General features: G+C 55.3%; 21 protein-coding genes. 7 read left to right on the plus strand and 14 right to left on the minus strand.

Annotation, left to right across the window (positions count from 1 at the left end; genetic code table 11):
- Nucleotides 1–37: 37 nt before the first annotated feature.
- The 8 genes from ACTHYN_RS04725 to ACTHYN_RS04760 all read right to left on the minus strand — a co-directional run bounded on the left by ACTHYN_RS04725 (nucleotide 38) and on the right by ACTHYN_RS04760 (nucleotide 10,222).
- Nucleotides 38–940, minus strand: coding sequence for a hydroxymethylglutaryl-CoA lyase (locus ACTHYN_RS04725; protein ID WP_441811339.1), 903 nt, complete (start codon nucleotides 938–940; stop codon nucleotides 38–40).
- A complete protein-coding gene (locus tag ACTHYN_RS04730) occupies nucleotides 940–2,946 on the minus strand; it encodes an acetyl/propionyl/methylcrotonyl-CoA carboxylase subunit alpha (protein ID WP_441811340.1) in 2,007 nt (668 codons plus the stop codon). Before ACTHYN_RS04730 ends, ACTHYN_RS04725 begins: the two co-directional genes overlap by 1 nt.
- Before the next feature lies 1 nt (nucleotide 2,947).
- Nucleotides 2,948–3,772 carry an enoyl-CoA hydratase-related protein gene (locus ACTHYN_RS04735; protein WP_441808154.1) on the minus strand — a complete coding sequence of 275 codons (825 nt, stop codon included), beginning with the start codon at nucleotides 3,770–3,772 and terminating at the stop codon, nucleotides 2,948–2,950.
- Nucleotides 3,773–3,787: 15 nt separating this feature from the next.
- Nucleotides 3,788–5,395, minus strand: coding sequence for a carboxyl transferase domain-containing protein (locus tag ACTHYN_RS04740; protein WP_441808153.1), 1,608 nt, complete (start codon nucleotides 5,393–5,395; stop codon nucleotides 3,788–3,790).
- A gap of 187 nt (nucleotides 5,396–5,582) precedes the next feature.
- A complete protein-coding gene (locus ACTHYN_RS04745; RefSeq protein ID WP_441808152.1) occupies nucleotides 5,583–6,749 on the minus strand; it encodes an isovaleryl-CoA dehydrogenase in 1,167 nt (388 codons plus the stop codon).
- A gap of 68 nt (nucleotides 6,750–6,817) precedes the next feature.
- Entirely contained in the window at nucleotides 6,818–7,264 is a 447-nt protein-coding gene (locus tag ACTHYN_RS04750; RefSeq protein ID WP_441808151.1) for a MerR family transcriptional regulator, read from the minus strand.
- Nucleotides 7,265–7,503: 239 nt separating this feature from the next.
- Nucleotides 7,504–9,078 (minus strand): fatty acyl-CoA synthetase, encoded by a 1,575-nt coding sequence (locus ACTHYN_RS04755; RefSeq protein WP_441811341.1) that lies wholly within the window; start codon nucleotides 9,076–9,078, stop codon nucleotides 7,504–7,506.
- Between the two features lie 130 nt (nucleotides 9,079–9,208).
- A complete protein-coding gene (locus tag ACTHYN_RS04760) occupies nucleotides 9,209–10,222 on the minus strand; it encodes an AraC family transcriptional regulator (RefSeq protein ID WP_441808149.1) in 1,014 nt (337 codons plus the stop codon).
- 122 nt (nucleotides 10,223–10,344) lie between these two features.
- Between ACTHYN_RS04760 and ACTHYN_RS04765 the strand changes: the two genes are divergently transcribed.
- The 5 genes from ACTHYN_RS04765 to ACTHYN_RS04785 all read left to right on the plus strand — a co-directional run bounded on the left by ACTHYN_RS04765 (nucleotide 10,345) and on the right by ACTHYN_RS04785 (nucleotide 15,986).
- Nucleotides 10,345–11,487, plus strand: a complete 1,143-nt coding sequence (locus ACTHYN_RS04765; RefSeq protein ID WP_441808148.1) for an acyl-CoA dehydrogenase family protein — start codon at nucleotides 10,345–10,347, stop codon at nucleotides 11,485–11,487.
- Between the two features lie 51 nt (nucleotides 11,488–11,538).
- Entirely contained in the window at nucleotides 11,539–12,726 is a 1,188-nt protein-coding gene (gene bktB, locus ACTHYN_RS04770; protein ID WP_441808147.1) for a beta-ketothiolase BktB, read from the plus strand.
- Nucleotides 12,727–12,836: 110 nt separating this feature from the next.
- Nucleotides 12,837–13,598 (plus strand): SDR family NAD(P)-dependent oxidoreductase, encoded by a 762-nt coding sequence (locus ACTHYN_RS04775; protein ID WP_441808146.1) that lies wholly within the window; start codon nucleotides 12,837–12,839, stop codon nucleotides 13,596–13,598.
- A gap of 37 nt (nucleotides 13,599–13,635) precedes the next feature.
- A complete protein-coding gene (locus ACTHYN_RS04780) occupies nucleotides 13,636–14,787 on the plus strand; it encodes an acyl-CoA dehydrogenase family protein (protein WP_441808145.1) in 1,152 nt (383 codons plus the stop codon).
- Nucleotides 14,788–14,804: 17 nt separating this feature from the next.
- Nucleotides 14,805–15,986 carry an acetyl-CoA C-acyltransferase gene (locus ACTHYN_RS04785; protein WP_441811342.1) on the plus strand — a complete coding sequence of 394 codons (1,182 nt, stop codon included), beginning with the start codon at nucleotides 14,805–14,807 and terminating at the stop codon, nucleotides 15,984–15,986.
- Nucleotides 15,987–16,004: 18 nt separating this feature from the next.
- Here ACTHYN_RS04785 and ACTHYN_RS04790 read toward each other — a convergent pair whose 3' ends face one another.
- From ACTHYN_RS04790 to ilvG, 4 genes are read right to left on the minus strand one after another with little or no spacing between them, the layout of a single operon-like run.
- A complete protein-coding gene (locus tag ACTHYN_RS04790; RefSeq protein WP_441811343.1) occupies nucleotides 16,005–16,157 on the minus strand; it encodes a hypothetical protein in 153 nt (50 codons plus the stop codon).
- Between the two features lie 17 nt (nucleotides 16,158–16,174).
- Entirely contained in the window at nucleotides 16,175–17,185 is a 1,011-nt protein-coding gene (locus tag ACTHYN_RS04795) for an MFS transporter (protein ID WP_441811356.1), read from the minus strand.
- 31 nt (nucleotides 17,186–17,216) lie between these two features.
- Nucleotides 17,217–17,516 carry an ACT domain-containing protein gene (locus ACTHYN_RS04800; protein WP_441811344.1) on the minus strand — a complete coding sequence of 100 codons (300 nt, stop codon included), beginning with the start codon at nucleotides 17,514–17,516 and terminating at the stop codon, nucleotides 17,217–17,219.
- Nucleotides 17,513–19,213, minus strand: a complete 1,701-nt coding sequence (ilvG, locus tag ACTHYN_RS04805) for an acetolactate synthase 2 catalytic subunit (protein ID WP_441811345.1) — start codon at nucleotides 19,211–19,213, stop codon at nucleotides 17,513–17,515. Before ilvG ends, ACTHYN_RS04800 begins: the two co-directional genes overlap by 4 nt.
- Nucleotides 19,214–19,547: 334 nt before the next feature.
- Here ilvG and ACTHYN_RS04810 point away from each other — a divergent pair, with 334 nt between their 5' ends.
- Nucleotides 19,548–20,630: an efflux RND transporter periplasmic adaptor subunit gene (locus ACTHYN_RS04810; RefSeq protein ID WP_441811346.1), complete on the plus strand. Its 1,083-nt coding sequence runs from the start codon at nucleotides 19,548–19,550 to the stop codon at nucleotides 20,628–20,630.
- 5 nt (nucleotides 20,631–20,635) lie between these two features.
- Nucleotides 20,636–23,719, plus strand: coding sequence for an efflux RND transporter permease subunit (locus ACTHYN_RS04815; RefSeq protein ID WP_441811347.1), 3,084 nt, complete (start codon nucleotides 20,636–20,638; stop codon nucleotides 23,717–23,719).
- Between the two features lie 41 nt (nucleotides 23,720–23,760).
- Here ACTHYN_RS04815 and ACTHYN_RS04820 read toward each other — a convergent pair whose 3' ends face one another.
- On the minus strand, nucleotides 23,761–25,212 hold the full coding sequence (locus ACTHYN_RS04820; RefSeq protein ID WP_441811348.1) for an amidase: 1,452 nt from the start codon (nucleotides 25,210–25,212) through the stop codon (nucleotides 23,761–23,763).
- Nucleotides 25,213–25,369: 157 nt separating this feature from the next.
- On the minus strand, nucleotides 25,370–26,146 hold the full coding sequence (djlA, locus tag ACTHYN_RS04825) for a co-chaperone DjlA (protein ID WP_441808138.1): 777 nt from the start codon (nucleotides 26,144–26,146) through the stop codon (nucleotides 25,370–25,372).
- Between the last annotated feature and the right edge of the window lie 140 nt (nucleotides 26,147–26,286).

The raw sequence follows: 26,286 nt of genomic DNA on the forward strand, positions 1-26,286 counted from the left end.
GTCTGATCCTTAGGAGCGTGTTGTTGGTGTTAGGTGTTTAGTTTCCACCAAGAGCCTGACCCACTTTAGAGCCGTTGTGTCGTTTAAGCTGTCCACTGATCCACCCGCCGGTAGCGACCAATTTGTTTAGATCTACACCTGAGCTGATGCCCAAGCCATTCAATAAATAAAGTACGTCTTCCGTGGCCACGTTGCCAGAGGCACCTTTGGCATATGGGCACCCACCCAGGCCTGCAACCGACGCATCAATAACACCGACGCCTTCTTCCAATACGGCGTAGAGGTTAGCCAGGGCTTGGCCGTAAGTATCGTGAAAGTGTGCGGCCAGGCGCTCCACAGGTACGTGTTTCGCCACGGCTTCCAGCATCCGCTTGGCCTTCAGTGGCGTGCCTACGCCAATGGTGTCGCCCAGTGAGATTTCATAGCAGCCCATATCAGCCAGGTCTTTGGCAACCTTCGCCACTTGTTCGGGGGCAATGTCGCCTTCATAGGGGCAGCCCAGCACGGTCGAAACATAACCGCGCACGGGTATGTTGTGCTTTTTGGCGGCTTCCATCACTGGCAAAAAGCGCTCCAGGCTTTGGGCAATGGAGCAGTTGATGTTCTTTTGGCTGAAAGATTCAGAGGCCGCGCCGAACACCGCTACTTCGTCTACACCCGCGGCCAAGGCGTTTTCGAAGCCTCTTAGATTGGGGGTCAGAACGGAATAGCGCACGCCGGCCTTGCGGCTGATGCCCGCCATCACTTCAGCGGCATCGCCCATTTGCGGCACCCATTTGGGTGACACAAAGCTGGCGGATTCAATGTGGCTGAGACCGCAATCGGCCAGGCGGTCGATTAGCCTGGTTTTGATGCGCGTGGCAATCACCGGGCCGGCTTCGTTTTGCAGGCCGTCCCGGGGGCTCATTTCAACCAGCCGAGCCTGTTTTGGAAAGGCCATTAGCCTGCCTCCTCGGAGCTGCTTGCTTCCTCAACCTCAATAGCGATCAGTTCTGCGCCATCGGAAACCTGTTCGCCTTCATTGAAGAATATCTCGCTAACCACACCGTCTGCCGGGGCTTTGATGGCGTGTTCCATTTTCATGGCTTCCATGATGACCAGGGTTTGGCCGGCCGTCACGGCATCACCTACCTTGGCTTGTACCGCTACAATCGCACCATTCATTGGCGCGCATAAGCTACCTTGAGGCTCCATGTCTTCAGACACGTAGTTTTCCCGGTACAAGGTGCACTGGAAGGTGTCGCCGTGGTAAAACAGCACCAGGTGGTCGTCGTGCAGGTTGCCGTGAATACTCAACCGGTGGCCATTGATTACGGCCTGCATGTAATCGTCATCCAGCTTTGCCGCGAGGTTGTAAACGCTGCCGTTCACAAACACTTGATAACGGTCATCCTGCTCCAGCACTTTCAATTCGTGAATCTCGTCGCCCACTTGCAGCTGTAATGGTTGAGCGTATTCAGAGTTCAGGCGCCAGCTGTTGCTGCGGCCGAACGGCGACCAAGGGTCTGTGCTTACGGACTCACGGGATTTTCGTTGTTCCAACACAAAGCCGGCGGCCAGTACCAGCGCCTTGTGGGTGTCCAGCTTCGATTTGGTGAACAGCAGGTCCCGGTGGTCTTCGATAAAGCCCGTTGTGAGATCGGCTTCCCGGAAGGGCTGTGCATCGGCCAGAGCATGGAGGAAACGGATGTTGGTTTTTACGCCCGCAATCCGGTAATGCTCCAAGGCCTGAACCATGCGGTTGATGGCCTGATCGCGGGTTTCGTCCCAGACAATCAGTTTGGCAATCATCGGGTCGTAGTGAATGCTGATGTCGTCGCCTTCAACAACGCCGGTATCCACTCGCACGTGGGCGCTTTCATCGGGTGTACTCAGGTAACGCAGGTTGCCGGTGGCGGGCAGAAAATCCTGATCCGGGTCTTCGGCATAAATGCGGGCTTCCAGAGCATGGCCGCGGGTTTTTACCTGAAACTGCTCCAGTGGTAGCGGCTCACCCCAGGCGACTTTCAGTTGCCATTCCACCAAATCCTGGCCGGTTACCATTTCTGTCACCGGGTGCTCTACCTGCAGGCGGGTGTTCATTTCCATAAAGAAGAATGAACCGTCTACATCGTAAAGAAACTCTACGGTGCCGGCGCCCACATAGTTAATGGCTTGGGCTGCTTTAACCGCTGTTTCACCCATGGCCTTGCGAGTTTCTTCGCTTAGGCCCGGTGCAGGGGCTTCTTCCAACACTTTCTGGTGACGACGCTGAACCGAGCAATCACGCTCGGCCAGATACACGCCTTGGCCGCTCTGGTCACAGAACACCTGAATTTCAACGTGGCGGGGTTGGGTCAGGTAGCGTTCAATCAGCATGTCCGGGTTGCCAAACGAATTCTTTGCTTCTCGTTTGGCAGCGGCAAGGGCGTCATCAAATTCGCCAATGTTCTCCACCACGCGCATGCCTTTGCCGCCACCACCGGCCACGGCTTTTAGTAGCAGTGGAAAGCCGCATTTTTCAGCTTCGGCGCGCAGGGTTTCTGGTGACTGGTCGTCGCCGTGGTAACCGGGCACCAAGGGTACGCCGGCCTTTTCCATAATAATTTTGGCGGCAGACTTCGAGCCCATGGCGGCAATGGCAGAGGAGGGCGGCCCGATGAATACCAGGTTGTTGGCTTCGCACGCCTCGGCAAAATCGGTGTTTTCAGAAAGAAAACCATAGCCTGGGTGAATGGCCTGGGCACCGCTCTGCTTGGCGATTTCGATGATTTTTTCGCTGCACAGGTAGCTTTCGGAGCTGGGCGCAGGGCCAATGCGAAAGGCTTCGTCGGCCAAGGCCACGTGGTGGGCGTTGGCGTCGGCATCGGAATACACAGCCACACAGCGAATGCCCATACGTTGTGCAGTCTGGATAATGCGGCAGGCGATTTCGCCCCGGTTTGCAATCAGGATTTTATTGAACATATTATTTGCTCTCCGGAATCCAGTTGGCGCTGCGTTTGTTAAGGAAGGCGCTTAGGCCTTCCTGACCTTCTTCGCCTACGCGGATGTCAGCGATGCGATGGGCGGTGTCGTCAATCACAACGCTATCAATCGGCTTGTGGCTGACCGCAAATACCAGGTTTTTGGCGGCTTCCATAGCTTCAGGGCCGTTCTGGGCAAGCTGTTTCAGCATCTCGTCGCAGCGCGTGTTCATGGCTTCTACATCGTCGCAGACGATATGCACAAGGCCGAAGCGTTCGGCATCCCGAGCACCGAATACTTCTGCAGACAGGAAGTAGCGACGGGCCTGGCGTTCGCCAATGGCGCGCACCACGTAGGGGCTGATGACCGCCGGAATCAGCCCAAGCTTTACTTCACTCAAGCAGAAACTGGTTTTTTCTGTGGCTATCACTATGTCGCAGCATGCGGCCAAGCCAACGGCGCCGCCGAAGGCTGCGCCCTGAACAAGACCAATGACGGGCTTTTTGAGCTCGTTCAAGCATTCCATCATGCGGGCAAGCTGGCGGGAGTCATCCAGGTTTTCCTGGCGGCTGTTGTCTGCCATACGGCGCATCCAGCCAAGATCCGCCCCGGCAGAGAAGTGTTTGCCTTCGGAGCGCAGAATGACCACTTTGGTGTCATTATCGTTGTGCGCATCTGTGAAGGCGCTGATCAATTGTTGGATGATCACGTCGTCAAATGCGTTGCGCTTTTCTGGGCGGTTCAGCACGATCTCGGTCACGCCGTTAGCAAGGCGTTTGGTCAGAACCGCAGATTCCTGATCTGACGCTGTGTTGGTATCTGTCATGGTCATTCTCCCCTATTACATCCGGAACACGCCGAAGCGCGTAGGCTTCGCCGGCCGGTTGAGGGTGGCGGAGAGGCTGAGGGCAACCACTTCCCGGGTTTGGGCCGGGTCAATGACGCCGTCGTCCCACAACCGGGCGCTGGCGTAGTAGGGGTGGCCCTGTTCCTCGTAGGTGTCGGTAATGGGCTTTTTGAAGGCGGCTTCTTCTTCCTCGCTCCATTCCTGACCTTTGCGCTCCATGCCTTCACGGCGAACTTGCGCCAATACGCCGGCCGCCTGTTCGCCACCCATGACGGAGATGCGGGCATTTGGCCACATCCAAAGGAAATCGGGGCTGTAGGCGCGGCCGCACATGCCGTAGTTGCCGGCGCCATAGCTGCCACCAATCAATACGGTAATCTTGGGTACGTTGGCGCAGGCAACAGCCATCACCATTTTGGCGCCGTGCTTGGCGATGCCTTCGGCTTCGTATTTCTGGCCAACCATAAAGCCGGTGATGTTCTGCAGGAATAGCAGCGGGATATTGCGCTGGCAGCACAGCTCAACAAAGTGCGCGCCTTTCTGGGCCGACTCGCTGAACAGTATGCCGTTGTTGGCAATGATGCCCACCGGGTAGCCGTGTATGTGGGCAAAGCCGGTAACCAGGGTTTGGCCGTAGAAGCGTTTGAATTCGTCGAATTCTGAGCCGTCTACCGTGCGGGCGATCACGTCGCGCACGTCGAATTGTTTGCGCAGATCGGTGCCAACGATGCCGTAGATTTCGCTTGGGTCGTACAGGGGCGCTTTGGGTTTGCGAATCTCTACGTCGACCGGTTTGCGGCGATTGAGGTGGGAAATGCAGCGCCGGGCTATGTCCAGGGCGTGGGCGTCGTTTTCGGCGTAATGGTCGGCAACACCAGAGGTTTTGCAGTGTACGTCTGCACCGCCCAGGTCTTCGGCTGTGACGACTTCGCCGGTGGCGGCTTTAACCAGCGGCGGGCCGGCCAGGAAGATGGTGCCCTGGTTGCGCACGATGATGGACTCGTCGGCCATGGCGGGTACGTAAGCACCGCCGGCAGTGCACAGGCCCATTACGACGGCGATCTGGGGAATGTCGTCGGCGGACATACGGGCCTGGTTGTAGAAGATGCGGCCAAAGTGGTCACGATCTGGAAAGACTTCGTCTTGCCTTGGCAGGTTGGCGCCGCCGGAATCTACGAGGTAGATGCAGGGCAGGCGGTTTTCCAGGGCGATTTCCTGGGCGCGTAGGTGTTTTTTGACGGACAGTGGGTAGTAGCTGCCGCCTTTTACAGTGGCGTCGTTGGCGATGATCATACATTCGGTGCCAGAGACGCGGCCTACGCCTGCAATTACGCCGGCTGCGGGTACGTTTTCGCCGTAGACGTTGTAGGCCGCAAACTGGCCGATTTCCAGGAAGGCTGAGCCGTCATCCAGGAGGCGGTTAATGCGTTCTCTGGGTAGGAGTTTGCCGCGGGCGATATGGCGCTCCTGGTAAGAGGGGCCGCCACCTTGCTGAATGGTGGATACTTTGTCCCGCAGGTCTGCAACGGCTTCTGCCATGGAGGCCTGGTTGGCCTGAAACTCTTCAGACCTTGGGTTTATTTTGCTTTGGAGTATTGTCATTTTCCTAGCCTCGAGTGTCGGGGCGGCGGGGCTGGCGAGGTGTCTTTCCGGGAACCGCTACGAGCACATCCATGTGCGCTTGGCTGTGGCCATCCTTGGCCACAGACATTCCCGGAAAGACACCCCACCAGCCCCTCGTCATACTTTGAGTGCCGGCCTATTAAAGCCGATAAGTTGAAGCTACGGCTTAGTTGTTCAGAAACAGCTCCCGACCGATCAGCATGCGGCGGATTTCGGATGTACCCGCACCGATTTCATACAGCTTGGCGTCGCGCAGCAGGCGGCCGGTGGCATATTCGTTGATGTAGCCGTTGCCGCCCAGAAGCTGGATGGAGTCCAGCGCCAGTTTGGTGGCCATTTCGGCGGAGTAGAGGATTGCGCCGGCGGAGTCTTTGCGGGTGGTTTCACCGCGGTCAGCGGATTGCGCCACCATGTAAACGTAGGATTTGGCGGTGTTCATGAAGGTGTACATATCGGCAACCTTGCCTTGCACCAGTTGGAATTCGCCAATCGCCTGTTCAAATTGTTTCCGTTCGCGAATATAGGGAACCACAATATCCATGGCTGCCTGCATGATGCCCAGTGGGCCGCCCGAGAGTACCAGGCGTTCGTAGTCCAGGCCGCTCATGAGTACTTTTGCGCCTTTGCCTACATCACCTAGTACGTTTTCTTTGGGTACTTTGCAGTCTTGGAATACCAGTTCGCAGGTGTTGGAGCCGCGCATGCCGAGTTTGTCGAGTTTCTGGTGTCGGCTAAAGCCTTCGGAGTCGCGGTCTACGATGAAGGCGGTGATGCCTTTGGAGCCGGCTTTTACGTCGGTTTTGGCGTAGATCACGTATACGTTGGCGTCTGGGCCGTTGGTGATCCACATCTTGTTGCCGTTCAGCACGTAGTGGTCGCCGGCGTCTTTGGCGCTCAGTTTCATGGAGATAACGTCGGAGCCGGCGTTGGGCTCAGACATGGCCAAGGCGCCGATATGGTCGCCGCTGACGAGTTTGGGCAGGTATTTCTGCTTTTGTTCTTCGGTGCCGTTGCGGTGAATCTGGTTTACACACAGGTTGGAGTGGGCGCCGTAAGACAGCCCAACAGAGGCGGAGGCGCGGCTGATTTCTTCCATGGCAATTACGTGGGCTATGTAGCCCATGCCTGAACCGCCATAGGCTTCGTCTACGGTAATGCCCAGCAGACCCATATCGCCGAACTTTTTCCACAGGTCGTTGGGGAATTCGTTGTTGCGGTCGATCTCCTCGGCACGGGGTGCGATCTCAGTGGCTGCGAAATTGTTGACCTGCTCGCGCAACATATCGAGGGTTTCGCCAAGGCCGAAATTGAGTTCTGAGTATTGTGATTTCATGCTAATTTGCCTTTTGTTCTGCCAGAGATATGTTTTGAAACCGAGATCGGGCTGCTCGTTGTGTGCTGTTAGTGTTGTTCCGTGACGCTTTCGGTTTCGTCGTTGGCCGGGGACTGTTGTTTTTTCCGTTTCTGCAACTCAGTCAGTGCTTCCCTACACCGGGACTCTGCCGTGTCGATTTCCATTTCTGCCATGGCTATGTCATTTTTTTGCTGTTCCATGTGGGCTCGTTTGTTGCCTAAAATAGTCAGCATCTTCAATAGTTGTTTTTCGTTACCGGTCAGGGTCTCATCCCACAGATCGAAAAGTTCTTTCGTCTCAGCAAGTGAAAAACCCATGCGCTTGCCACGTAGGATCAGCTTCAGGCGCACTTTGTCTTTGGTGCTGAAGATTCGTGTTTGCCCGCGCCGTGCCGGCTTCAGCAGACCTTGGTCTTCGTAAAAGCGGATGCTACGGGTGGTAACATCGAACTCGTTGGAGAGCTCGCTGATACTGAACGTTCTCTTTTCGATCATGGCGATATCCTTTTTGAGTAAGGTTAGATGAAGCTTACGTAAACGTAAAGCTGTTTCCGACGTTAAATCGCTGGTGTTCAGTACCAGAAAATAATTAAGTCAGTCTGTTCGTTAGGTTACGATGGATTGTAGCAGAAGGTGTTTAGAGACTGGATAGCGCCAGGGCGTTGGGGTGGTGACGCCCAGTTGCCCGGCTTGTCCGCAAAATAGCGGGAATGAGCCGGGCAATAAGCAGGATTTTAAGCCAGGTTTTCTCTGAGCTTGCGCTTCAGAAGTTTGCCTGCAGTGTTTTTGGGCAGTTGTTGTTCAAAGAGAATCTGCTTGGGCACCTTGAAACTGGCCAGTCTGGCTCGGGCGTGGCCCATCAGCACTTCTGCATCCTCCGGGTAGCCTTCTTTAACGACCACGACGGCGCAAATTGCCTCGATCCATTTTTCATCCGGTACTCCAATAACCGCAACTTCAGCAACGGATTCGTGTTCGTAAAGTGCTTCTTCCACGTCGCGGCTGGCCACTAGCACTCCGCCGGTGTTCACTACATCTTTGATGCGGTCGACGATGAATATATAACCCTCTTCGTCTTGGTAGCCCAGATCGCCGGAGTGAAACCAGCCATGTTTAAAGGCTTCTTCGGTTGCCTCCGGTTTGGCCCAATAGCCCACCATCAGCTGCGGCGATTGGTGCACCAGTTCGCCCTGTTCTCCCGGTTTGCAATCTTTGCCGGTAATCGGATCCACAATGCAGGTTCTAACGGTTTGCATGGGGCGGCCAGCCGAAGACGGTCGGTCGGCGTGTTCTTCTGGCAACAGAACGGTTGCCAGCGGTGCGATTTCGCTTTGGCCGTAACAGTTGTATAAGCCAGCGCCCGGTAGTTTCTCTCCAAGCTCTTTCACTACTTGGACGGGCATGATGGATGCGCCGTAGTAGAGTTTATCCATGTGCTGCAGCTTATCTGGATTGAACTCAGGGTGGCGCAATAGCGAGATCCAGACGGTAGGTGGTGCAAAAAAAGCGTTAAGCTGCTCGCTCGCTAGCAGCCCAAGGATAGCGTCTGGTGTTGGTGTGTTGATCATTCGGCTGTAACCGCCGCTCAGTAGCATGGGCATGGTGAACACATGCATTTGTGCCGAGTGATACAACGGCAACGCAGCCAGGGATCGATCGGCGGGCCGGATCTCCAGATGATATTGGCAGGCGCCATAGTGCGTCATGAGCGAGCGGTGCGTATGCATGGCACCTTTGGGGTCGGAGGTGGTGCCAGAGGTGTAGAGAATCTGCACCACGTCTGTGTCGGCGAGCACCAGTTCGGGTGCTGTGTCTTTGCCAGCCTCAAGCGCTAACTGCAGTGCGTCCAGTTTGCTACCGCCGTGAAAACTGCCGTTAATGCCCACCTCGGTTTTGTCTGCAACAGCGTTGATCTGGGGCTGTAGGTCCAGGTCGGCAAATAAAGCTTTGCAGCCAGACTGGTTGAGTACGTAGGTAAGCTCATTTTCAACCAGAGCATAGTTGATGGGCACGTGAATCAGGCCAGCTTTTGCGCAAGCCAGCCAGAGCAGAACGTAGGCATCTGAGTTTTTACCATAGGCACCCACACGGTCGCCTTGTTCCAGCCCCAATTCGATTAATCGATGGGCGAGCCGGTTTGAGGCTGCGTGAATCTCTGAGAACGTCCAGATACGGTCGTCGAACGCCAGCGCAGTGCGGTTTCCGTGGGTGCTCGCGGAACGGGCAATGGCGTCTCCGATGGTGTTGCGCAGAGCCCGATGGATATCCGCCGATACGGAGGAAGAAGCGGATGTACGGGAATTTTTCATGCAGTTACCCCTTAGCTGTTGTTATTTATTGCGTGTCGGCATTAACTCAGAGGAATGGAGTCTCCGTGAATGACCCGTTAGGTCGAAAAAATTGACCCAATTAGACGCCTTTGAGTATTTTACCTGCCAACTACCCTGGCCACTGAGAGGGGGATTTGCCAGTCCAGCGTTTGAATGCCCTGCAAAACGATGCGGTTTCTGAAAAGCCCACCCGCTCACTGATGTCGGCAACGCTGAGATTTTCGGTACTCATCAGCTTGGTTGCATACTCCCGCCGCAAAGACGTTTTGATAGTGCGCAGGGAGGTGCCTTCTTCTTGCAGTTTTCGCCCGATACTTCTGGGTGTCATGTGCAGGTGTTGGGCAATCTGATCCAGGCTTGGCATGTCTTTGAGGCTTTGTTGGGCCAGCAGGGTGCGAACTCGATTGCGCAGGCTGTCGTCATGATCCGGGCGGTGCAGAATATAAGCCGGCGCTTCTTTTAGAAAAACGTCGAGCTCAGCTTCACTGCGGGCAATGGGCAGTTGCAGGTATCGTTCGTGCAAATAAAACCCACACACAGATTGATCAAACTGCAACTCGCTGGGGTACATGGCCCGGTATTCTGCAACATGGGGCGGTGATGGGTAGCTGAACTGGGTTGTGGCAAACGGAATTTGCTGATCCACCAGCCAGCACGCGAATCTTTGCCACATAAGCGTCAAGAACTCCTGCAGCAGGTGGTCTGTATCCTGGCTGGCATCTTCAAGGCTCAGGCAGAAAAACACCAATTTGTTGCGATTACTTTGGCCCAGGCCGATCTCGATGTTGTCACAGGCTATGTTGAAAAAACGCGCGCTTTTTCGCAGCACAGCACCAAGCGTGGCAGAGTCAAGACAATAGTCGGTCATCAACGCAAACGTACCGTTTTTACAGCGGCGGGTAGACAGCCCCATAAACTCGTCTCGGGTTGCTCGCCATACACTCTTGATAAGCCGGGTAAGTTGCTCTTCGGTGATCAGTTGATCAGGCTTGTTAAGCCAGGCTGTTGGTATGCTCGCGCTTTCCAAAAGTGCTTCAGGTTGAACCCCGTGTCGCTCTGCCCCTCTAATAGTGGCCTGCAGATAATGGTTTGCAATATGGGGTTTGAGCTGGGAGTTGGGCATGTCTATGGTGATTCGGTTGCGTAATGAGTCAATTTTTTCGGCTTATACGGCCATTCTCGGTGCACAGGATAACCCTTTAAATGGTCGCCTGCTGATTAATCAGGTTAACAATGGGGTTGTGTATGTCGGAACACGAAGAAGATAGTGAGCTCTTTCATTCTATGATCAACCGGGTACTCGACAAAGAAGTCGCACCCTTTTACGACCAATGGGAAGAGCAATTCGCCATTCCGCGTAACCTATGGAATACCCTGGGGCAGGCTGGCATGCTGGGTATCGACATGCCCGAGGAGTATGGCGGCGCGCAGGCGAGTTTTGAAATCTCGCAGTTGGCCATTGAGGAAATGGCCCGCAAAGGTTTCGCTGGCCTGGCTGGCGGCTATAACATTCACGCCAACATTGTGATGCCTTATATTCTGCACCTCGGTACGGATGCTCAAAAGCAACGGTATCTGCCAGGCATGATTAGCGGCGATGTGCTTAGTGCAATTGCAATGACCGAGCCGGGTGCCGGTAGCGATCTGGCCGCTATGCGCACTACAGCACAGCGCACCGATGAAGGCTATGTAATTAACGGTGCCAAGGTGTTTATTACAAACGGTTTGCAGGCTGAATTGGTGATTGTGTGTGCTAAAACCAACCCTGCGGCAGGTTCTAAGGGCGTATCTTTGTTTTTGGTAGATACCAATTTGCCGGGCTTCTCCCGGGGCAAGGGTATTCGTAAAATTGGTCAGCACGCCAGTGATACTGCCGAATTGTTCTTTTCAGACCTTGTGGTTCCACACGATGCGCTGCTAGGTGAAGAGGGCAAAGGGTTTGCCTATCTGATGCAGGAGTTGCCACGTGAGCGCTTGGGTGTTGGTGCGCAAGCGGTAGGGGCAACAGAAGGCGTGCTGTCGATTACCTTGGAATACGTGCAGCAACGCCAGGCGTTTGGTCAGCGAGTGGCGGATTTCCAGAATACCCGGTTTAAGCTTGCAGAGGCCCGGGCAAGGCTGGAGATGGCAAAAGCCTACCTGAAACAGTGCATTGCGAATTACCACAAGGGCGAAATGGGCCCAACAGAAGCGGCCATTCTGAAATTGATGCTCACTGAAATGCAGTGCGATATAGCTAACGACTGCCTGCAGCTCTTTGGTGGTTACGGGTATACCCTGGAGTATCCTGTATCGCGATTCTTTGTAGATGCCCGGGTGCAGACCATTTATGCCGGGACATCTGAAATCATGAAAGAAGTCATTGCTCGCTCCATGCTGGGTAAATAGATTACCGAGTTTCCAGATTCATACTGAACTGAACATTAAAGGGAAAAAACCATGAAATTAACCGATGTTGTGATTCTTGACGGCGCACGTACTGCCATTGGCGGCTTCGGCGGCAGCCTGAGCTCGCTAAGCCCGGCTGACCTGGGCACCTGTGCCGCAAAAGAAGCCATCACGCGCTCGGGCGTGTCGGCTGAAGACATCGACCACTCTGTGTTTGGCCACATTATTCCAACCGGCCCGGCAGATGCCTACGTGGCTCGCCACATTGGCCTGAACTCTGGCCTGCAGAAAGGCTCTGCGGCGTTTAACGTGAACCGTTTGTGCGGTTCTGGTGTGCAGTCGGTTATCAGTGCTGCGCAAATGATTGTCATGGGCGACAGCCAAATTGCTCTGGCCGGTGGTGCCGAGAGCATGAGCCAGGGCGCCTATGTGCTGCCCAACGTTCGCAAGGGCCTGCGGATGGGTGATGGCAAAATGATTGATATGACCATGGGCACCCTCAGCGATCCATTTGGCAGTGGCCACATGGGTATGACAGCTGAGCGGATTGCGGAAAAGTACGGCCTTACCCGCGAAGACCTGGATGCGTTCTCTGCAGAAAGTCATCGTCGTGCCAGCCAAGCCATCGAAAGTGGCTATTTTAAAGAGCAGATTGTGCCGGTAACGGTAAAACAGGGCCGCAAGGAGTTCACTTTCGATCAGGATGAGCATGTGCGCGCTGGCACCACTGCGGAAAGCCTTGCAGGCTTGAAGCCGGCCTTTACCAAGGATGGCATAGTCACACCCGGCAACGCCTCCGGCATTAACGATGGTGCGGCAGCCATGGTGCTCACCAGCGCCGAAGAAGCCGAAAAGCGCGGCCTTAAAGCGCGCGCAAGAATTGTCGGCTATGCCTTTGCAGGGGTAGATCCGAGTGTGATGGGCTTGGGCCCGATTCCGGCGGTGCGCCGGGTGCTGGAGCAGACTGGCCTGAATGTGACAGATCTGGATGTGATCGAATCCAACGAGGCCTTTGCCGCTCAGGCGTTGGCTGTCAGCAAGGAGCTTGGCCTGCCTGCCGACAAAGTGAACCCGAACGGCGGTGCAGTGGCGATGGGCCACCCGGTAGGCGCGACGGGCTCTATCCTGATTATTAAAGCCCTAGCTGAGCTTGAACGTACAGGCGGGCGCTATGGCCTGATTACTATGTGCATTGGCGGCGGCCAGGGCATTGCGTTGATTGTTGAGAGCATCCGCTAAGCTGACATGTAGATTTCTTTTTAGGGCTGAATTGGATAAAGTTGACGTTAACGTAAAGATTTTTCTATTTCCAATTCAGTCAACAACATTTGATGCGAAGGGAGAAAACGATGGAATTCAATAATGTCCCCGCCATTGTTACAGGTGGTGCATCCGGGCTTGGCGAAGGCGCAGCCCGGGCACTGGCCGCAGCCGGCTGTAAAGTCGCCATCCTTGATCTGCAAAAAGAGCAGGGCGAGAAGGTCGCTGCAGAGATTGGCGGCATCTTCGTACATTGCGATGTGAGCTCATCCGAAAGCGCCGAAGCAGCGTTGGCCACCGCTCGTGAAGCCCATGGTTTTTGCGGAGTTGCCGTTAGCTGTGCCGGTATTGGCCCGGCGGCCAAGATTCTGGGCCGCGACGGTGTTATGCCACTGGAAAGTTTCAGCAAGGTGATACAGGTGAACCTGATCGGAACCTTCAATATTCTAAGGCTTGCAGCTGCCGATATGGCGCAACGTGAACCCAATGCCGACGGCGAGCGTGGTGTCATTATCAACACCGCTTCGGTAGCCGCATACGAGGGTCAAATTGGGCAGGCAGCGTACAGCGCATCCAAAGGCGGCGTGGTTGCTCTGACCATTCAGTCGGCTCGGGAATTGGCTCGTGAAGGCATTCGCGTGAACACCATCGCACCTGGGCTGTTTATGACGCCAATGATGTCTGGCATGCCGCAAGAAGTGCAGGACAGCTTGGCTGCCACGCTGCCGTTCCCCAAACGCCTGGGTAAGCCCGAGGAGTTTGGCATGATGGTAGATCAAATGGTTCGCAACCCGGTTCTGAACGGCGAAACGATACGGCTCGACAGTGCCTTGCGTATGGCGCCCAAGTGAATTCAATTGTAGGTAGGAGATAGCAATGGAGAGCGCAATGACCAATTCAGTGGATCAAGAAGAGCTCGCACTGTTCCGGGCGTCTGTCATCAAGGCTCTGGAAACGGAAGTTGCGCCGCATTACGAGGCCTGGGAGAAGTCCGGGGTTGTACCCCGTGAGCTTTGGAACACGCTCGGCGATGCCGGCATGCTATGTGTGGATATTCCTGAAGATTGCGGTGGGTGTGAGGCGCCGTTCCAGTACTCTGTGGTTGTCGGTGAAGAGCTGGCTCGCATGGGGTTTGGTGCCCTTTCAACCAACGTAATGGTGCATTCGGACATCGTGGCTCCCTACATAAGTCACTTGGGTAATGAGGCTCAGAAGCAGCAGTGGCTGCCCAAAATGGTGTCGGGTGAAGTAGTTGGCGCTATCGCCATGACCGAACCGGGCGCCGGCAGTGACTTGCAGGCCATGCGCACCAGTGCGGTGCGAGACGGCGACCACTATATTCTGAACGGCTCAAAAACCTTCATCACCAACGGCCAGCATGCCGGTATGGTGATTGTTGCGGCAAAAACCGATCCCTCGGCTGGCGCCAAAGGCATCAGTCTGTTTTTGGTGGATACCACCTTGCCGGGTTATAGCAAAGGGCGGAATCTCGATAAGATAGGCCAGCACAGCGGCGATACCTCCGAGCTGTTCTTTTCAGATATGCGTGTACCGGCAACTGCGCTGGTGGGCGAGGAAGGAAAAGGCTTTGCTTACCTAATGCAGGAGTTGCCACGTGAGCGGCTGGTTATCGGCGCCTTGGGCGTGGCAGCGGCCAGAGGCGCACTGGATCTGACCATAGCCTACACCCACGAGAGAGAGCTGTTTGGCCAGAAGCTGGCGCAGATTCAGAACACCCGTTTCGAAATTGCCCGTATGGAAACCGAGTACCAGGTTAACAGGGCATTCGTGTCCCAGTGCATAAGCCAGTATGAAACCGGTGAACTGGATGCTCCTACGGCATCCATGGCCAAGTACAGTGCCACCGAAATGCAGTGCCGAGTGGCAGATGGCTGTTTGCAGCTATTTGGCGGTTATGGCTACACCACGGAATACCCCATTTCCCGCGCGTTTACGGATGCTCGTGTTCAGCGCATTTATGGCGGCACGTCGGAAGTCATGAAAGAAATCATTGCCCGCTCTGTTCTGGGTAGAGTTTGAAATCAGTGAGGTTTGATATGAGCGATAATAGCGTTGTGATTGCGGGTTCTGCCCGCACCCCCATGGGCAGCATGATGGGTTCCCTGAGTTCAGTGCGCTCTCCGGATTTGGGTGCCGCGTCCATCAAAGCCGCTATTGAGCGCAGCGGTTTGAAGCCCGTGGACATTCAGGAAGTGATCATGGGCTGTGTGTTGCCCGCAGGACTTGGCCAAGCGCCAGCCCGCCAAGCCTCCCGAGCTTCTGGTATTCCCGACAGCTCAGGCTGCACCACTGTGAACAAGATGTGTGGTTCTGGCATGCAAGCTGTGATCATGGCTCACGACCAGATTAAGGCAGGCACCAACAACATCATGATTGCCGGCGGCATGGAAAACATGAGCCAGGCGCCTTACCTGTTGCCTAAAGCTCGCGGCGGCATGCGCATGGGCCACGGTCAGGTGATGGACAGCATGTTCCTCGACGGCCTGGAGGATGCCTACGAAGGCGGCCTTATGGGTGTGTTTGCTCAGCGCACGGCCGATAAGTACAAGGTTACCAGACAAGCGATGGACGAGTTCGCCATCGGCTCACTGAATAAAGCGCAGGCGGCGATAGAGAACGGTTGGTTTGAGCCCGAAATTGCGGCAGTGACTGTTCCCGGCCGTGGTGGTGAAACCCAGGTGAGTGCGGACGAACAGCCAGGCAATGCCAAACCGGAGAAAATTCCCACGCTTAAGCCTGCGTTTGCGAAAGATGGCACGGTAACGGCCGCTAACGCTAGCTCCATAAGCGATGGCGCGTCTGCACTGGTGTTGGCTTCAGCGGCTGAAGCTGAAGCCCGTGGTTTAGCGCCGCAGGCCCGTATTGTGGCCCATGCGACCTACGCCGGGCTACCAGCCGACTTCTCTGAGGCGCCCATAAGTGCCATCGGGAAAGTGCTGGAGAAGGCCGGCTGGAGCAAGGACGACGTGGATCTGTTCGAGATCAACGAAGCCTTTGCGGTTGTCAGCCTGCTGGCCATCAATGAGCTGAAGCTGCCCGCAGAGAAGGTCAACGTGTATGGCGGTGCCTGTGCTCTGGGTCATCCGATTGGCTCATCAGGCTCTCGGATACTGGTCACACTTATCAACGCTCTGAAACAAAAAGGGTTGAAGCGAGGAGTGGCTTCTCTGTGTATTGGTGGTGGCGAGGCGACAGCGGTCGCTATCGAACTTATCTGATACAGATGAGCGTCGGCCTTAGCCTTTCTGGCTATTGAGCCGGCGCATCGACCAGAGCCCCAGAATTGGGCCGGGTAACAACCAGAGTGTTACCCATACGCCCTGAGTCTCCCAGAGATTACTGGTAATCCAGATGGCCGGTATGGTCAGCGCAAAACCTATAGCATTCATTACTGCCAGTGACGCACCTACGAATTCCCTGGGCGCGGTGGCCGCCGCCAGTGCAGAAAACTGGGGGAATCGGCAATCACCGTAATCCCCCAGAGCATTAGCAGTACCAGTAGAGCGCCCGGTGGTGCCCAAACAAGAACAGGGTAGGCCAGGCAGATTGCCCCCGAAATGGCCAGCGCCTGATTCGCGACCCGTTGGCTACCAAACCGTCGGCTGAGCCTGCCACCACCTACACAACCGACAAATCCCACACCAATCACCATGAATGAAAGCAGAGGAATCAGCGCCGGTTCGGCTTGCATGCGCAGCACTTCCCGTGTGATCAATAGTGGGGTTAGTGTCCAGAAGGCATAAAGCTCCCAGCAGTGGCCGAAGTAGCCGCCTGCTACAGCACGGAATCTGGGCGATTTGAGCCCGGAAAGCCCTCTACGCAACCGGGTTCTTGCAGCGGTCAGTGGCAGGTGAGGGCCATCCCCCAAAAGCAGAATCATCAGGCCACCCAAAAGAGCCAGCGCCGAAGAACCCAGTAACGGCCACTGCCAGGGCAGCCCCGGTGTTACTCCGCGCAGCAAGTGAGGCATAGCGGTGCCAAGGGTGAGCATGGCAACCAACCAAGCCAGTGCGGCCCCTGTATGTTTGGGCGTCCAGCCAATGACCAGCTTCATGCCCAGAGGGTAAATGCCGGCTAAACAAAGGCCGGTCAGAAAGCGCATAGCCAGATCAAACGGCGGGGATGCTGCGGTGAGTACGAAGCCGGCGTTCATCAGTGCGCCAAACAAGCTGGAGCAGACAAAAATATAACTGGCCCGGTACCGGTCGGCCAGGCCTGTAACGGCAATGCCTAAGGTGCCAATGATGAAGCCTGCCTGCACAGAGAGTGTCAGGCTTCCCACATCTGATTCGGATAGCCCCAGTTCGCGGGAAAGGGATATCCAGACACCGTTGATGCTGAACCAGAGAGAGGTTCCACAAAGCTGCGCCAAGACAATGACAAACAGAGGATAACGCTGCAAAGTGTTGCGGAGCATCACGGATTTTACCTGTTGTCGTGTTGGCCTGTCAGGCTGTGTGGCTTACTGCAGGCGCTATGGCTGGAGTGGTCAATATGACCTCCGCTACAGTGTGCAGCTTTTCCAGCTGTGATTGAAGCATGGCCACCGAACGAGCGCCGTGAATCGTCAAGGCGATATCCAGCGCCTCGTCTGTTCCTTCCAAAACACTTTCTACTGCCATTTTTGCAATCCGAAAGCCGCGGATACGTATCACTTGGCACAGGCGTTCGAGGGCAGCCGATTCATGGCTCATACGGCAAGTAAGGGTATAACTTGGTGTTTTGTGGGGGTGGCTTTCAGTGTTCATGCAACCTTCTCCTTTTTGTCTGTTGAAGCGCGACGGGTTTCGTCAACCATGTCTGCGTTACTTCCACCAGGCTTAACAATTGGCCAAACGTTTTCTTCCCGAGCGATGGCTACGTGCAACAGCATGGGGCCGTTGTAGGCCAGTATAGTTTCAATGCCCCGGCGAACCTGGTCCGTGCGCTCAATTTTTAGGGCCGGAATGTCGAACGCCCGGGCCATGGCGACAAAATCCGGGTTGTCGTTCAGATCAATCTGGCTTTCCCGGTTGTTGTAAAATAGCTCCTGTTGCTGGCGCACCATACCCAGGCATTGGTTGTCCATGATGATCAGCTTCACGGGTAAGTTATAGCGGCGAATGGTGGCCAGCTCCTGTGCGTTCATCATGAAGGAGCCGTCGCCAGCAACATTGATAATCGTGCTTTGGCGGTTGGCAAACTGAGCGCCAATCGCTGCTGGCAAACCAAAGCCCATGGTGCCGAGGCCGCCGCTGGTGAGGTGATGGCGGGGACGATCAAACTGGTAATGTTGAGCCACCCACATCTGATGCTGGCCAACGTCACAGGCGATAACCGTGTCTTCTGGAGTAACGCGGGATAGCTGGCGGATGAACGCCGGGCCGGTAATGGGTGCTAGTGGCTCTTCATTATCTGCTGCAGGGAACCCACCGGTTGTGCGCCAGGTTTGGCACTGCTTCTGCCACTCACTGATTGCCAAAGGCGCTTCCTGAAGCGCGTCACTCAAGCCGCTTAGAATGACGTTTAAATCACCGCGCAACGCGAGATCGGCATTGCGCAGTTTGTGGAATTCTGCAGCATCTGCATCAATATGGATGGTTCGGGCATTGGGCGCAAAGCCGTCCAGCTTGCCGGTTGCTCTGTCGTCCAAACGTGCGCCTATAACCAAAAGAAGGTCGCATTCGTCAACCGCCCGGTTGGCGGCTCGGGAACCGTGCATGCCCAGCATGCCGAGGTTGTTAGCACTGTGTTTGCCAGCGTTCCCGATTCCCTTGAGGGTGACTACCGCAGGCAGGGCTGAGCACGCGGCAAACTCACGAAAGTTCTCTTCCGCATGGGCCAGGCTGATGCCACCGCCACTGTAAAGCAGCGGTTTACGGGCTGTGCGCAACATGGCTAGCGCGTCTGACAGATTGGGGCAGGAGTGGTCCTGCGGCGCCGATTGGCGAATGGGTGCGGGTGTGGTATCTAACAGCAATACATCCTTGGGGATATCAATCCACACCGGCCCGGGCCGGCCGCTTTGAGCCAGTGCCATGGCTTCTTCCAGGATAGCAGGCAGTTCGTCTGCACTCTCAATCAGGTAGCTGTGCTTTACGATTCCCAGGGTCATGCCAAGAACATCGGTTTCCTGAAAGGCATCGGTGCCAATCAGCCCGGAGGGAACCTGACCGGTAATGACCAACATGGGGATGGAATCCCTGTGTGCATTGGCAACGCCGGTAATCAAGTTGGTGGCGCCTGGGCCGGAGGTGGCAATGCAAACGCCCAGCATGCCACTGGCCCTCGCGTAGCCGTCTGCGGCCAGTGCACAGGCTTGTTCGTGGCGGCACAACACATGCTCCACACGCACATCATCCACCAGGGCATCGTATAGCGGCATGATGCAGCCACCCGGGTAACCAAAAACCGTTTGGATATTGTGGCGGTGAAACGTGTCAAGAATGTGCTGTGCGCCGTTCATTGTCGTATTTCCTGTTTTTTTCTTCCGCAAAAAAGAAACCCCCGGGACCTTGCGGTGCCGGGGGTTTCTGGTGTTTTTGTCAGGTTTGTCTCTATCTCACCTGCTATCCACGCAAAAGCCCCCGGACGGTACCACGACCACCAGAATTAGCTTTGCTAGGACGACAACTTGGTTGAGATTCATAAAACGGACAATCTGCTCTGAATTCGTAAAAGGATTCTGTGTAGAATCTACCCCACGCTTTAAACCAGTTGCAACTGTTTCGACGAAGTTTTTTCTGGCAGCGTCGTTTTTAGGGTTGTCATCCACCTAGTTCAAGCCGTGTAGGTACTTAATGAGCAAAGTAAAATGGAGTTCGCTGGGTCTGTCGGTGATCGTTGTGATTGTTCTGGTGATTTGGATGGCGATGGGCGATATCAAGGTCGCTAGCACCGAGCCACCCGCACAGCAGAGCGCGGCACCACAAGAGCCAACACGAGTTCAGGTTACCATCCTAAATACACAGCTATATGAGCCGGGCCTTTTGCTCCAAGGCCAGCTGGAACCATGGAGTGCTGTAACCGTAAGCGCTAGGGTTGCGGGTACGGTTGAAGCGGTTAAGGCAAATCTCGGCGACTCGGTAAAAAGCGGAGATGTGCTTTTAACTTTGTCTGAAGATGGGCGCGGTGCCGGAGTCAAACGCTGGGAGGCAAGGGTTAAAAAGCTTGAGGCTGATTTGGCGGGCGCCCGTAAACTGCGATCTAAAAATCTGGCGTCTCAGTCAGAAATTCTTAGCATCGACAGTGATCTTGCAGCCGCTCGGGCGGAGTTGAAGGGTGCTCAGCTAGCGGTTTCACACCTCAGGCCAGAGGCGCCGATTGATGGTGTGATCAACAACAAAAGCGTTGAAACGGGAAGTTTGGTGCAAGTGGGATCTGCTTTGTATGAGGTGGTGCGCACAGATAGGCTTAAAGCCAAAGGGCAGGTGCCCCAGCAATCCGTTGCACAGGTTTCGCCCGGGCAAACGGTGCGGGTACAACCGTTAGACGGACAGGCTCTGAATGGCGTTGTCACCTTTGTGGCCAGTGCCGCGAGTGCGGAAACCCGGAGTTTTGCAGTGGAAATTGCCGTTGAAAATCCGGAGCAAAAACGTGTGGCTGGCGGCAGCGCGAACCTGCGCGTTGCTCTACCTGAAGTTAAAGCGGCATTTATCTCCCCGGCATATCTGATCCTGGGAGACGATGGGCGCCCAGGTGTCAAGTATGTTGACGAGCAAAATCTGGTGGTGTTCCGATCGGTTGAATTGCTGAGTGTCTCTACCAAAGGCGCCTGGGTAACAGGGTTGCCAGATGAGATACAGCTGATTACTCGCGGTGGTGGGTTTGTGAATGAAGGCCAGAAAGTTGAGCCGGTTGATGCCGCCGACGAGCGAGGCTGAACAGAATGCGCGCACTTATTTTTGCTGCCATAGATCGTAGCCGCACCACACTGCTAACCCTGATATTTCTGACTCTGGGCGGCATAGCGGCGTTTCAGGCGATACCCAGGGAAGCAAATCCCGACATCACCATCCCAATGATTTATGTCTCCATGAGCCTGGAGGGTATTAGCCCGGAAGATGCTGAGCGGCTGCTGGTGCGCCCGATGGAACAGGAGCTGCGTTCGCTGGAAGGCATCAAAGAAATGCGTGGCAACGCCTCCGAAGGGCATGCTTCGGTGATGCTTGAGTTTGATGCTGGGTTTGATCCGGATACCGCCCTGCAGGATGTCCGGGAAAAGGTGGATACCGCACGCAATAAACTTCCCCGAGAAGCAGACGAGCCAAGGGTGAACGAAATCAACGTTTCGTTGTTCCCGGTGTTGTCCATAGGCTTGTCTGGGCAATTGTCCGAGCGCGAACTGATCACCATTGCCCGAGGGCTGCAGGATGCCATCGAAGCGGTTCCCGACGTTCTGGAAGTTGAAATTGGCGGCGACAGGGAAGACCTTCTTGAAATTGTAGTAGACCCACAGGTGCTGGAAAGCTACGGCATAGACTTCGACCAGCTCAGCTCCTTGGTCAGCCGCAATAACCAGCTAGTAGCCGCCGGCTCTCTGGATACCGGCAACGGCCGCATGACCCTGAAAGTGCCAGGTGTTATCGAGAACATTGAAGATGTTATGTCCATGCCGATCAAGGTGGATGGCGACACGGTGGTGACCTTTGGCGACGTTGCCATGCTGCAGCGCACGTTCAAAGACCCAAGGGGGTTCGCTCGCATTAACGGCGAAACGGCTGTGGTATTGGAGGTATCCAAACGCACGGGCGCCAACATTATTGAAACCGTGGGGCAGGTGCGCGAGCTGATCGCCCAGGCGCAACCGCAATTGCCAGATGCCCTAGAAGTCCGTTACATCATGGATCAGTCCGACGAAGTCCAAGACATACTGAGCGACCTGCTCAATAACGTATTAACCGCCATTGTGCTGGTTCTTATCGTTATCATCGCCGCCATGGGGTTGCGCTCGGCTTTGTTGGTAGGGCTGACGATTCCCGGAGCATTTCTTGCGGGCGTTCTGGTGATCTGGTTGATGGGCTTTACCCTCAACATTGTTGTGTTGTTCAGCCTGATACTGGTAGCAGGCATGTTGGTAGACGGTGCCATTGTGGTGTCTGAGCTGGCAGACCGTAACCTGTCTGAAGGGCAAACAGTAAAAGGGGCCTGGGCAGAAGCGGCAAGCCGTATGGCCTGGCCAATCATTGCCTCTACCGCAACCACGCTGGCGGTGTTTGTGCCCCTGCTGTTTTGGCCCGGAGTGGTGGGCGAATTCATGAAGTTCCTGCCGATTACGGTAATTATCTGCTTGGTTGCCTCCCTGGCAATGGCGCTTGTGTTTCTGCCGGTTTTGGGTGGTGTGAGTGGGGGCCGTAGAGCCCGCTCGGCCCATGAAAGCGGGCGAATGATGCAGCGTTATCGTGGCCTGCTTTCCAGGCTGCTGTCTTATCCCGGTTTTACCCTGCTAGGTGTGCTGGCGCTGGTTTTGGTGGTCTATGTCGCCTATGGCAAGTTCAATTATGGCATTGAGTTTTTCCCAAGCGTGGAGCCGGATTCGGCCCAAGTGCAGATTCGCGCACGGGGAGACCTGTCGGTACTGGAGCGCGATGCCATCGTGCAGCAAGTAGAGGGCCGTTTGCAGGGAATGCCTGAAGTAAAAGCCCTGTATGCGCGTTCCATGCTAAGCACCAATACACAGCTGGCGCCAGATGTGATCGGCGTGCTTCAGTTCCAGTTTACCGACTGGTTTACCCGCCGCCCGGCTAGCGCCATTCTTGATGATTTTCTGGCTCGCACTGATGACATTCCGGGCATTGAACTGGAGTTTCGAAAGCAGGAAAACGGCCCGGCAGGCGGCAAGCCCATTGAGCTGCAAGTGAGTAGCCTGGATAGCAGCAAGCTTAGTGGGTTTGTGGACCAGATTGAAAACCAAATGCGCGCCCAGGGCGGCTTTGTGGATATTGAAGACGACCGCAGCCTGCCGGGAATCGAGTGGCGGCTGGAAGTAGATCGAGAAGCCGCCGCCCGTTTCGGCACCGATGTGCTCAGCATTGGCAGTGCCGTTCGCCTGGTGACCAACGGCTTAGTGCTGGCCACGTATCGCCCGGAGGATGTGCGCGATGAAGTGGACATTGCCGTGCGGGTGCCAAACAACTGGCGAGAGCTGGATCAGCTGCAGCGCCAAACCATTAACACGGCCCGCGGGCAGGTTCCGCTGTCGCAGTTTGTGGATCTGCAGCCGGGGGAGAAAACCGGCAGCATTGTTCGGGTGGATGGCCAGAGAACCGTAACCATCAAATCTGATATACAACCGGGCGAGCGAGTAGATGCGCTGCTGAAAGCCCTTCAGGCGGAACTTCCAGAGGTGCCAGAGGGCGTGTCGGTTAAGTTTGCCGGCGAAAATGAAGACCAACAGCAGGCCTCCACGTTTCTTGCTACCGCGTTTCTGGTGGCTCTTGGCATGATGCTGATTATTCTGGTGACCCAATTCAACTCGCTGTATCAGAGTTTTCTGATTCTATCGGCGATTGTTCTGTCCACGGCGGGGGTTCTTCTGGGGTTGTTACTGAACGGGCAATCGTTCGGAATCGTGATGGTGGGCATGGGCATTATTGCGCTGGCGGGCATTGTGGTGAACAACAACATCATTTTGATTGATACCTACAATCAGATGAAGAAAGACGGAATGGCGGCTTATGAGGCGGCGCTGGAAACCAGTTGCCTGCGTTTGCGACCGGTGCTGCTGACCGCCGTGACCACCGTGTTGGGGCTGATGCCGATGGTGTTGGGGGTTAACGTGAATCTCCTAACCCCATCCCTCGGGTTGGGCGCGCCATCAACTCAGTGGTGGGAACAGTTGTCTAGTGCCATTGCGGGAGGTCTTGCGTTTGCCACTGTGCTGACACTCTTGCTGACACCCGCGATGTTGGTGCTCGGCGATAAAGTCAGTCAGAAGCTGAGAGCTGCCAAACAGCGCCTGAGCCGAAGTTAAAGCTCAGGCACAGAGTTAACCGAAAATGGTAAGTTTGGGTGCTAAGCCCTATCGCAGAGCAACGGCCAGGGATTGTCTGCCTCAAGAGCGTAGGCAATCTCCAGCAGCGTGCGCTCGTCGCCATGGCGACCCATGATCTGCACTGAAACGGGGAGGTTCTCCGGCGTCTGAGCCATGGGCAACGACAGCGCGGGCGCACCGGTCACGTTGGCCAGAGGCGTAAAATTCGCATACCGAGTGAGTCGATCAAATAACATCTCAAACGGCACCTCGGGGCTGAGATGCCCAAGCTTTGGGGTGGTATGCCCCAGTACCGGTGTTAGTACCGCATCGAAGCCTTTCATTGCCTTGGCATAGTCGAACCTGGCGCGACGCAGGCGCCACAAAATCGCCGGCAGTCGCCAGGCCCCACGCAGGAACATCCGGCTCATGCCTTCGGTAAGACCATCGACCCGTCGTTTATCAAAATCTGGATGAGTCATCTTGTGGCCGTTGAGCTTCATGCCAAAGGCCAGCAATCCCCAATACATAGCAAAATCATCAGGAAACGAAGACTTCACCGGTATGGGGACAGGTTCTATACGGTGCCCTTGTGCCTCAAGCAGCCGCGCAGTGGCTTCGACGGTTTCCCGGGTAACGTTATCCGTTGCGTGGCCGTTGATGGAGTCTATCACTATGCCAATTTTCAGTGGTCGGCTCGAAGGGCCTTCCACTTTACCCATCGCCTGCATTTTAGGGTTGCGGAAATACTGCTCGGCCTGGTGGAAAAAGTTGGCGGTATCTCGCACCGAACGGGTTACTACACCGTCACTCACAATATTGATGGGTAGGGATTTGGCGGCATCGTTGTCGATAACACGACCACGGGTGGGTTTAAGCCCCACAAGCCCGCAGCAGGCCGCTGGGATGCGTATGGAGCCGCCACCGTCGTTGGCGTGGGCAATGGGCACTGCGCCACTGGCAACCAGTGCGGCTGAACCGCCAGAAGAGGCGCCAGTGGAATAGGCCAGGTTCCACGGGTTGCGGCTGGGTGCATCATGTAGTGGCTCGGTGCTGGCATTAAACCCGAATTCGGGGAGTGTGCTTTTGCCAAGGCAGAGAAAGCCCTGGGCCAGCATTTGCTGTGCGAAGAGGCTGGTTTTGTTTACAGGATGGCCGGCAGGCACGGCGGCTGAGCCATGGCGGGTAGCCATTCCGGCCACGTCTGTGTTGTCTTTGATAAAGGTAGGCACACCGGCAAAAAAAGGAGCATCCTCTAGGCTCTTTTCTTTGTCTAGCTTGGCCGCTGCCGTCAACATCTGATCATAACGCTCGGCGATCACACCATGGACCAGAGGTTCTGCCTTGTCCAGCCGATTAATAGCGGCCTGGGTCAGTTCGGCAACCGATACGTCTTTGCGGCGAATACGATCTGCCAATGCGGTGGCATCATCATTGCCCAAGGCGTCATTAGTGAAGGCATTGGCGGTTTGCGGGGAATCAGCGGCTGACATCCGGGAAGTACTCCGTCATTATTTTCAGCGGCTCTTTTGATGGGAGCTGCTTTGTTGGCAGCTACTCTACTCGAACGCAAAACGGGGTGACATGTCATTTCAGGTATGAGTTCACACGCCCGATATGTTAACCAGGCGTGCACGGGGAGAGGGGGGGTCAGGCGCTGTTTTTGCGGGATTCTTTGATTATATCGTAAGCGTGGGTAATTTCCTGTGTACGCTCTTCTGCCATTTCGCGCATGCTTTCAGGAAGGCCGCGCCCTGCAAGTTTATCCGGGTGATTCTCGCTCATTAACTTGCGATACACCTTTTTGAGCTCGGCATCACTAATTGAGGGCGAAACTCCCAGAACCTTGTAAGCATCGTCGTTTTGTTGAGCGGTAGATCGCTGGCTGCCGGATTGGCCCGCATGCGCGCCTCTCAGCATGGCCTCCAGTTGGTCAACCTGGCTTTCAGGTAGGCCTAAACGGCGGGCAATGCGCATCAGCATTTCCCGTTCTGCCGGATGTACTACACCATCCGCTGCAACCGCAGAAAACTGCACTTGAAGAAACATTTGCAGGAACGCCGGCTGCCGCCCACTGATCCGCAGGAAATGATCCAGCTCTGCATCCAGGTCGAAGCCAGGCTCTTTGCCGCGGCTGAATGCAGCCTTGGCTGTCGCTCTTTGCGCGTCGTTCAAACGAAAGCGCACAAACATGGCCTCGGCCATCTCTATTTCGTCTTTTGAGACCACGCCATCGGCTTTGCACAGTGCGCCCATAACTGCAAAAACAGAGTCAACAAAGCCTGACTGAATGTTATGGAGTTTGCCTATCAAGCGGCTTTTAGCGCGGTTGAGCAAAAATGCGCCAATGGCTGCCCCGATAAGAAAGCCGGGGAACTTGCCAAAGGCGTAACCAATCAAACCACCAATGATTATTGCAAACAGCATTAAAACGTCCTTACCGGAGAATGAATCAGACCACAGAATATACGTGTTTTTTAGTGGATCTTCATGAACAGGCTTTCATTCGGTTCATTTGCTTTATTCTGAGTGCGTGAGCTGCCATATTTTTCATGTTAACAGTGCAA

The organism is Marinobacter sp. (assembly GCF_052091845.1).
Lineage (GTDB): Bacteria > Pseudomonadota > Gammaproteobacteria > Pseudomonadales > Oleiphilaceae > Marinobacter.

Bases quoted from the DNA above. Each gene is read 5' to 3' on its own strand.
- ACTHYN_RS04750 (WP_441808151.1), bottom strand. From the start codon at position 7,264: ATGATCGAAAAGAGAACGTTCAGTATCAGCGAGCTCTCCAACGAGTTC.
- ACTHYN_RS04760 (WP_441808149.1), bottom strand. From the start codon at position 10,222: ATGCCCAACTCCCAGCTCAAACCCCATATTGCAAACCATTATCTGCAG.
- ACTHYN_RS04790 (WP_441811343.1), bottom strand. From the start codon at position 16,157: ATGAATGCTATAGGTTTTGCGCTGACCATACCGGCCATCTGGATTACC.
- ACTHYN_RS04735 (WP_441808154.1), bottom strand. From the start codon at position 3,772: ATGACAGATACCAACACAGCGTCAGATCAGGAATCTGCGGTTCTGACC.
- ACTHYN_RS04745 (WP_441808152.1), bottom strand. From the start codon at position 6,749: ATGAAATCACAATACTCAGAACTCAATTTCGGCCTTGGCGAAACCCTC.
- ACTHYN_RS04785 (WP_441811342.1), top strand. From the start codon at position 14,805: ATGAGCGATAATAGCGTTGTGATTGCGGGTTCTGCCCGCACCCCCATG.
- ACTHYN_RS04800 (WP_441811344.1), bottom strand. From the start codon at position 17,516: ATGAACACTGAAAGCCACCCCCACAAAACACCAAGTTATACCCTTACT.
- ACTHYN_RS04815 (WP_441811347.1), top strand. From the start codon at position 20,636: ATGCGCGCACTTATTTTTGCTGCCATAGATCGTAGCCGCACCACACTG.
- ACTHYN_RS04740 (WP_441808153.1), bottom strand. From the start codon at position 5,395: ATGACAATACTCCAAAGCAAAATAAACCCAAGGTCTGAAGAGTTTCAG.
- ACTHYN_RS04795 (WP_441811356.1), bottom strand. From the start codon at position 17,185: ATGCTCCGCAACACTTTGCAGCGTTATCCTCTGTTTGTCATTGTCTTG.
- ACTHYN_RS04765 (WP_441808148.1), top strand. From the start codon at position 10,345: ATGTCGGAACACGAAGAAGATAGTGAGCTCTTTCATTCTATGATCAAC.
- ACTHYN_RS04810 (WP_441811346.1), top strand. From the start codon at position 19,548: ATGAGCAAAGTAAAATGGAGTTCGCTGGGTCTGTCGGTGATCGTTGTG.
- ACTHYN_RS04780 (WP_441808145.1), top strand. From the start codon at position 13,636: ATGACCAATTCAGTGGATCAAGAAGAGCTCGCACTGTTCCGGGCGTCT.
- bktB (WP_441808147.1), top strand. From the start codon at position 11,539: ATGAAATTAACCGATGTTGTGATTCTTGACGGCGCACGTACTGCCATT.
- ACTHYN_RS04730 (WP_441811340.1), bottom strand. From the start codon at position 2,946: ATGTTCAATAAAATCCTGATTGCAAACCGGGGCGAAATCGCCTGCCGC.
- djlA (WP_441808138.1), bottom strand. From the start codon at position 26,146: ATGCTGTTTGCAATAATCATTGGTGGTTTGATTGGTTACGCCTTTGGC.
- ACTHYN_RS04725 (WP_441811339.1), bottom strand. From the start codon at position 940: ATGGCCTTTCCAAAACAGGCTCGGCTGGTTGAAATGAGCCCCCGGGAC.
- ACTHYN_RS04820 (WP_441811348.1), bottom strand. From the start codon at position 25,212: ATGTCAGCCGCTGATTCCCCGCAAACCGCCAATGCCTTCACTAATGAC.
- ACTHYN_RS04775 (WP_441808146.1), top strand. From the start codon at position 12,837: ATGGAATTCAATAATGTCCCCGCCATTGTTACAGGTGGTGCATCCGGG.
- ACTHYN_RS04755 (WP_441811341.1), bottom strand. From the start codon at position 9,078: ATGAAAAATTCCCGTACATCCGCTTCTTCCTCCGTATCGGCGGATATC.
- ilvG (WP_441811345.1), bottom strand. From the start codon at position 19,213: ATGAACGGCGCACAGCACATTCTTGACACGTTTCACCGCCACAATATC.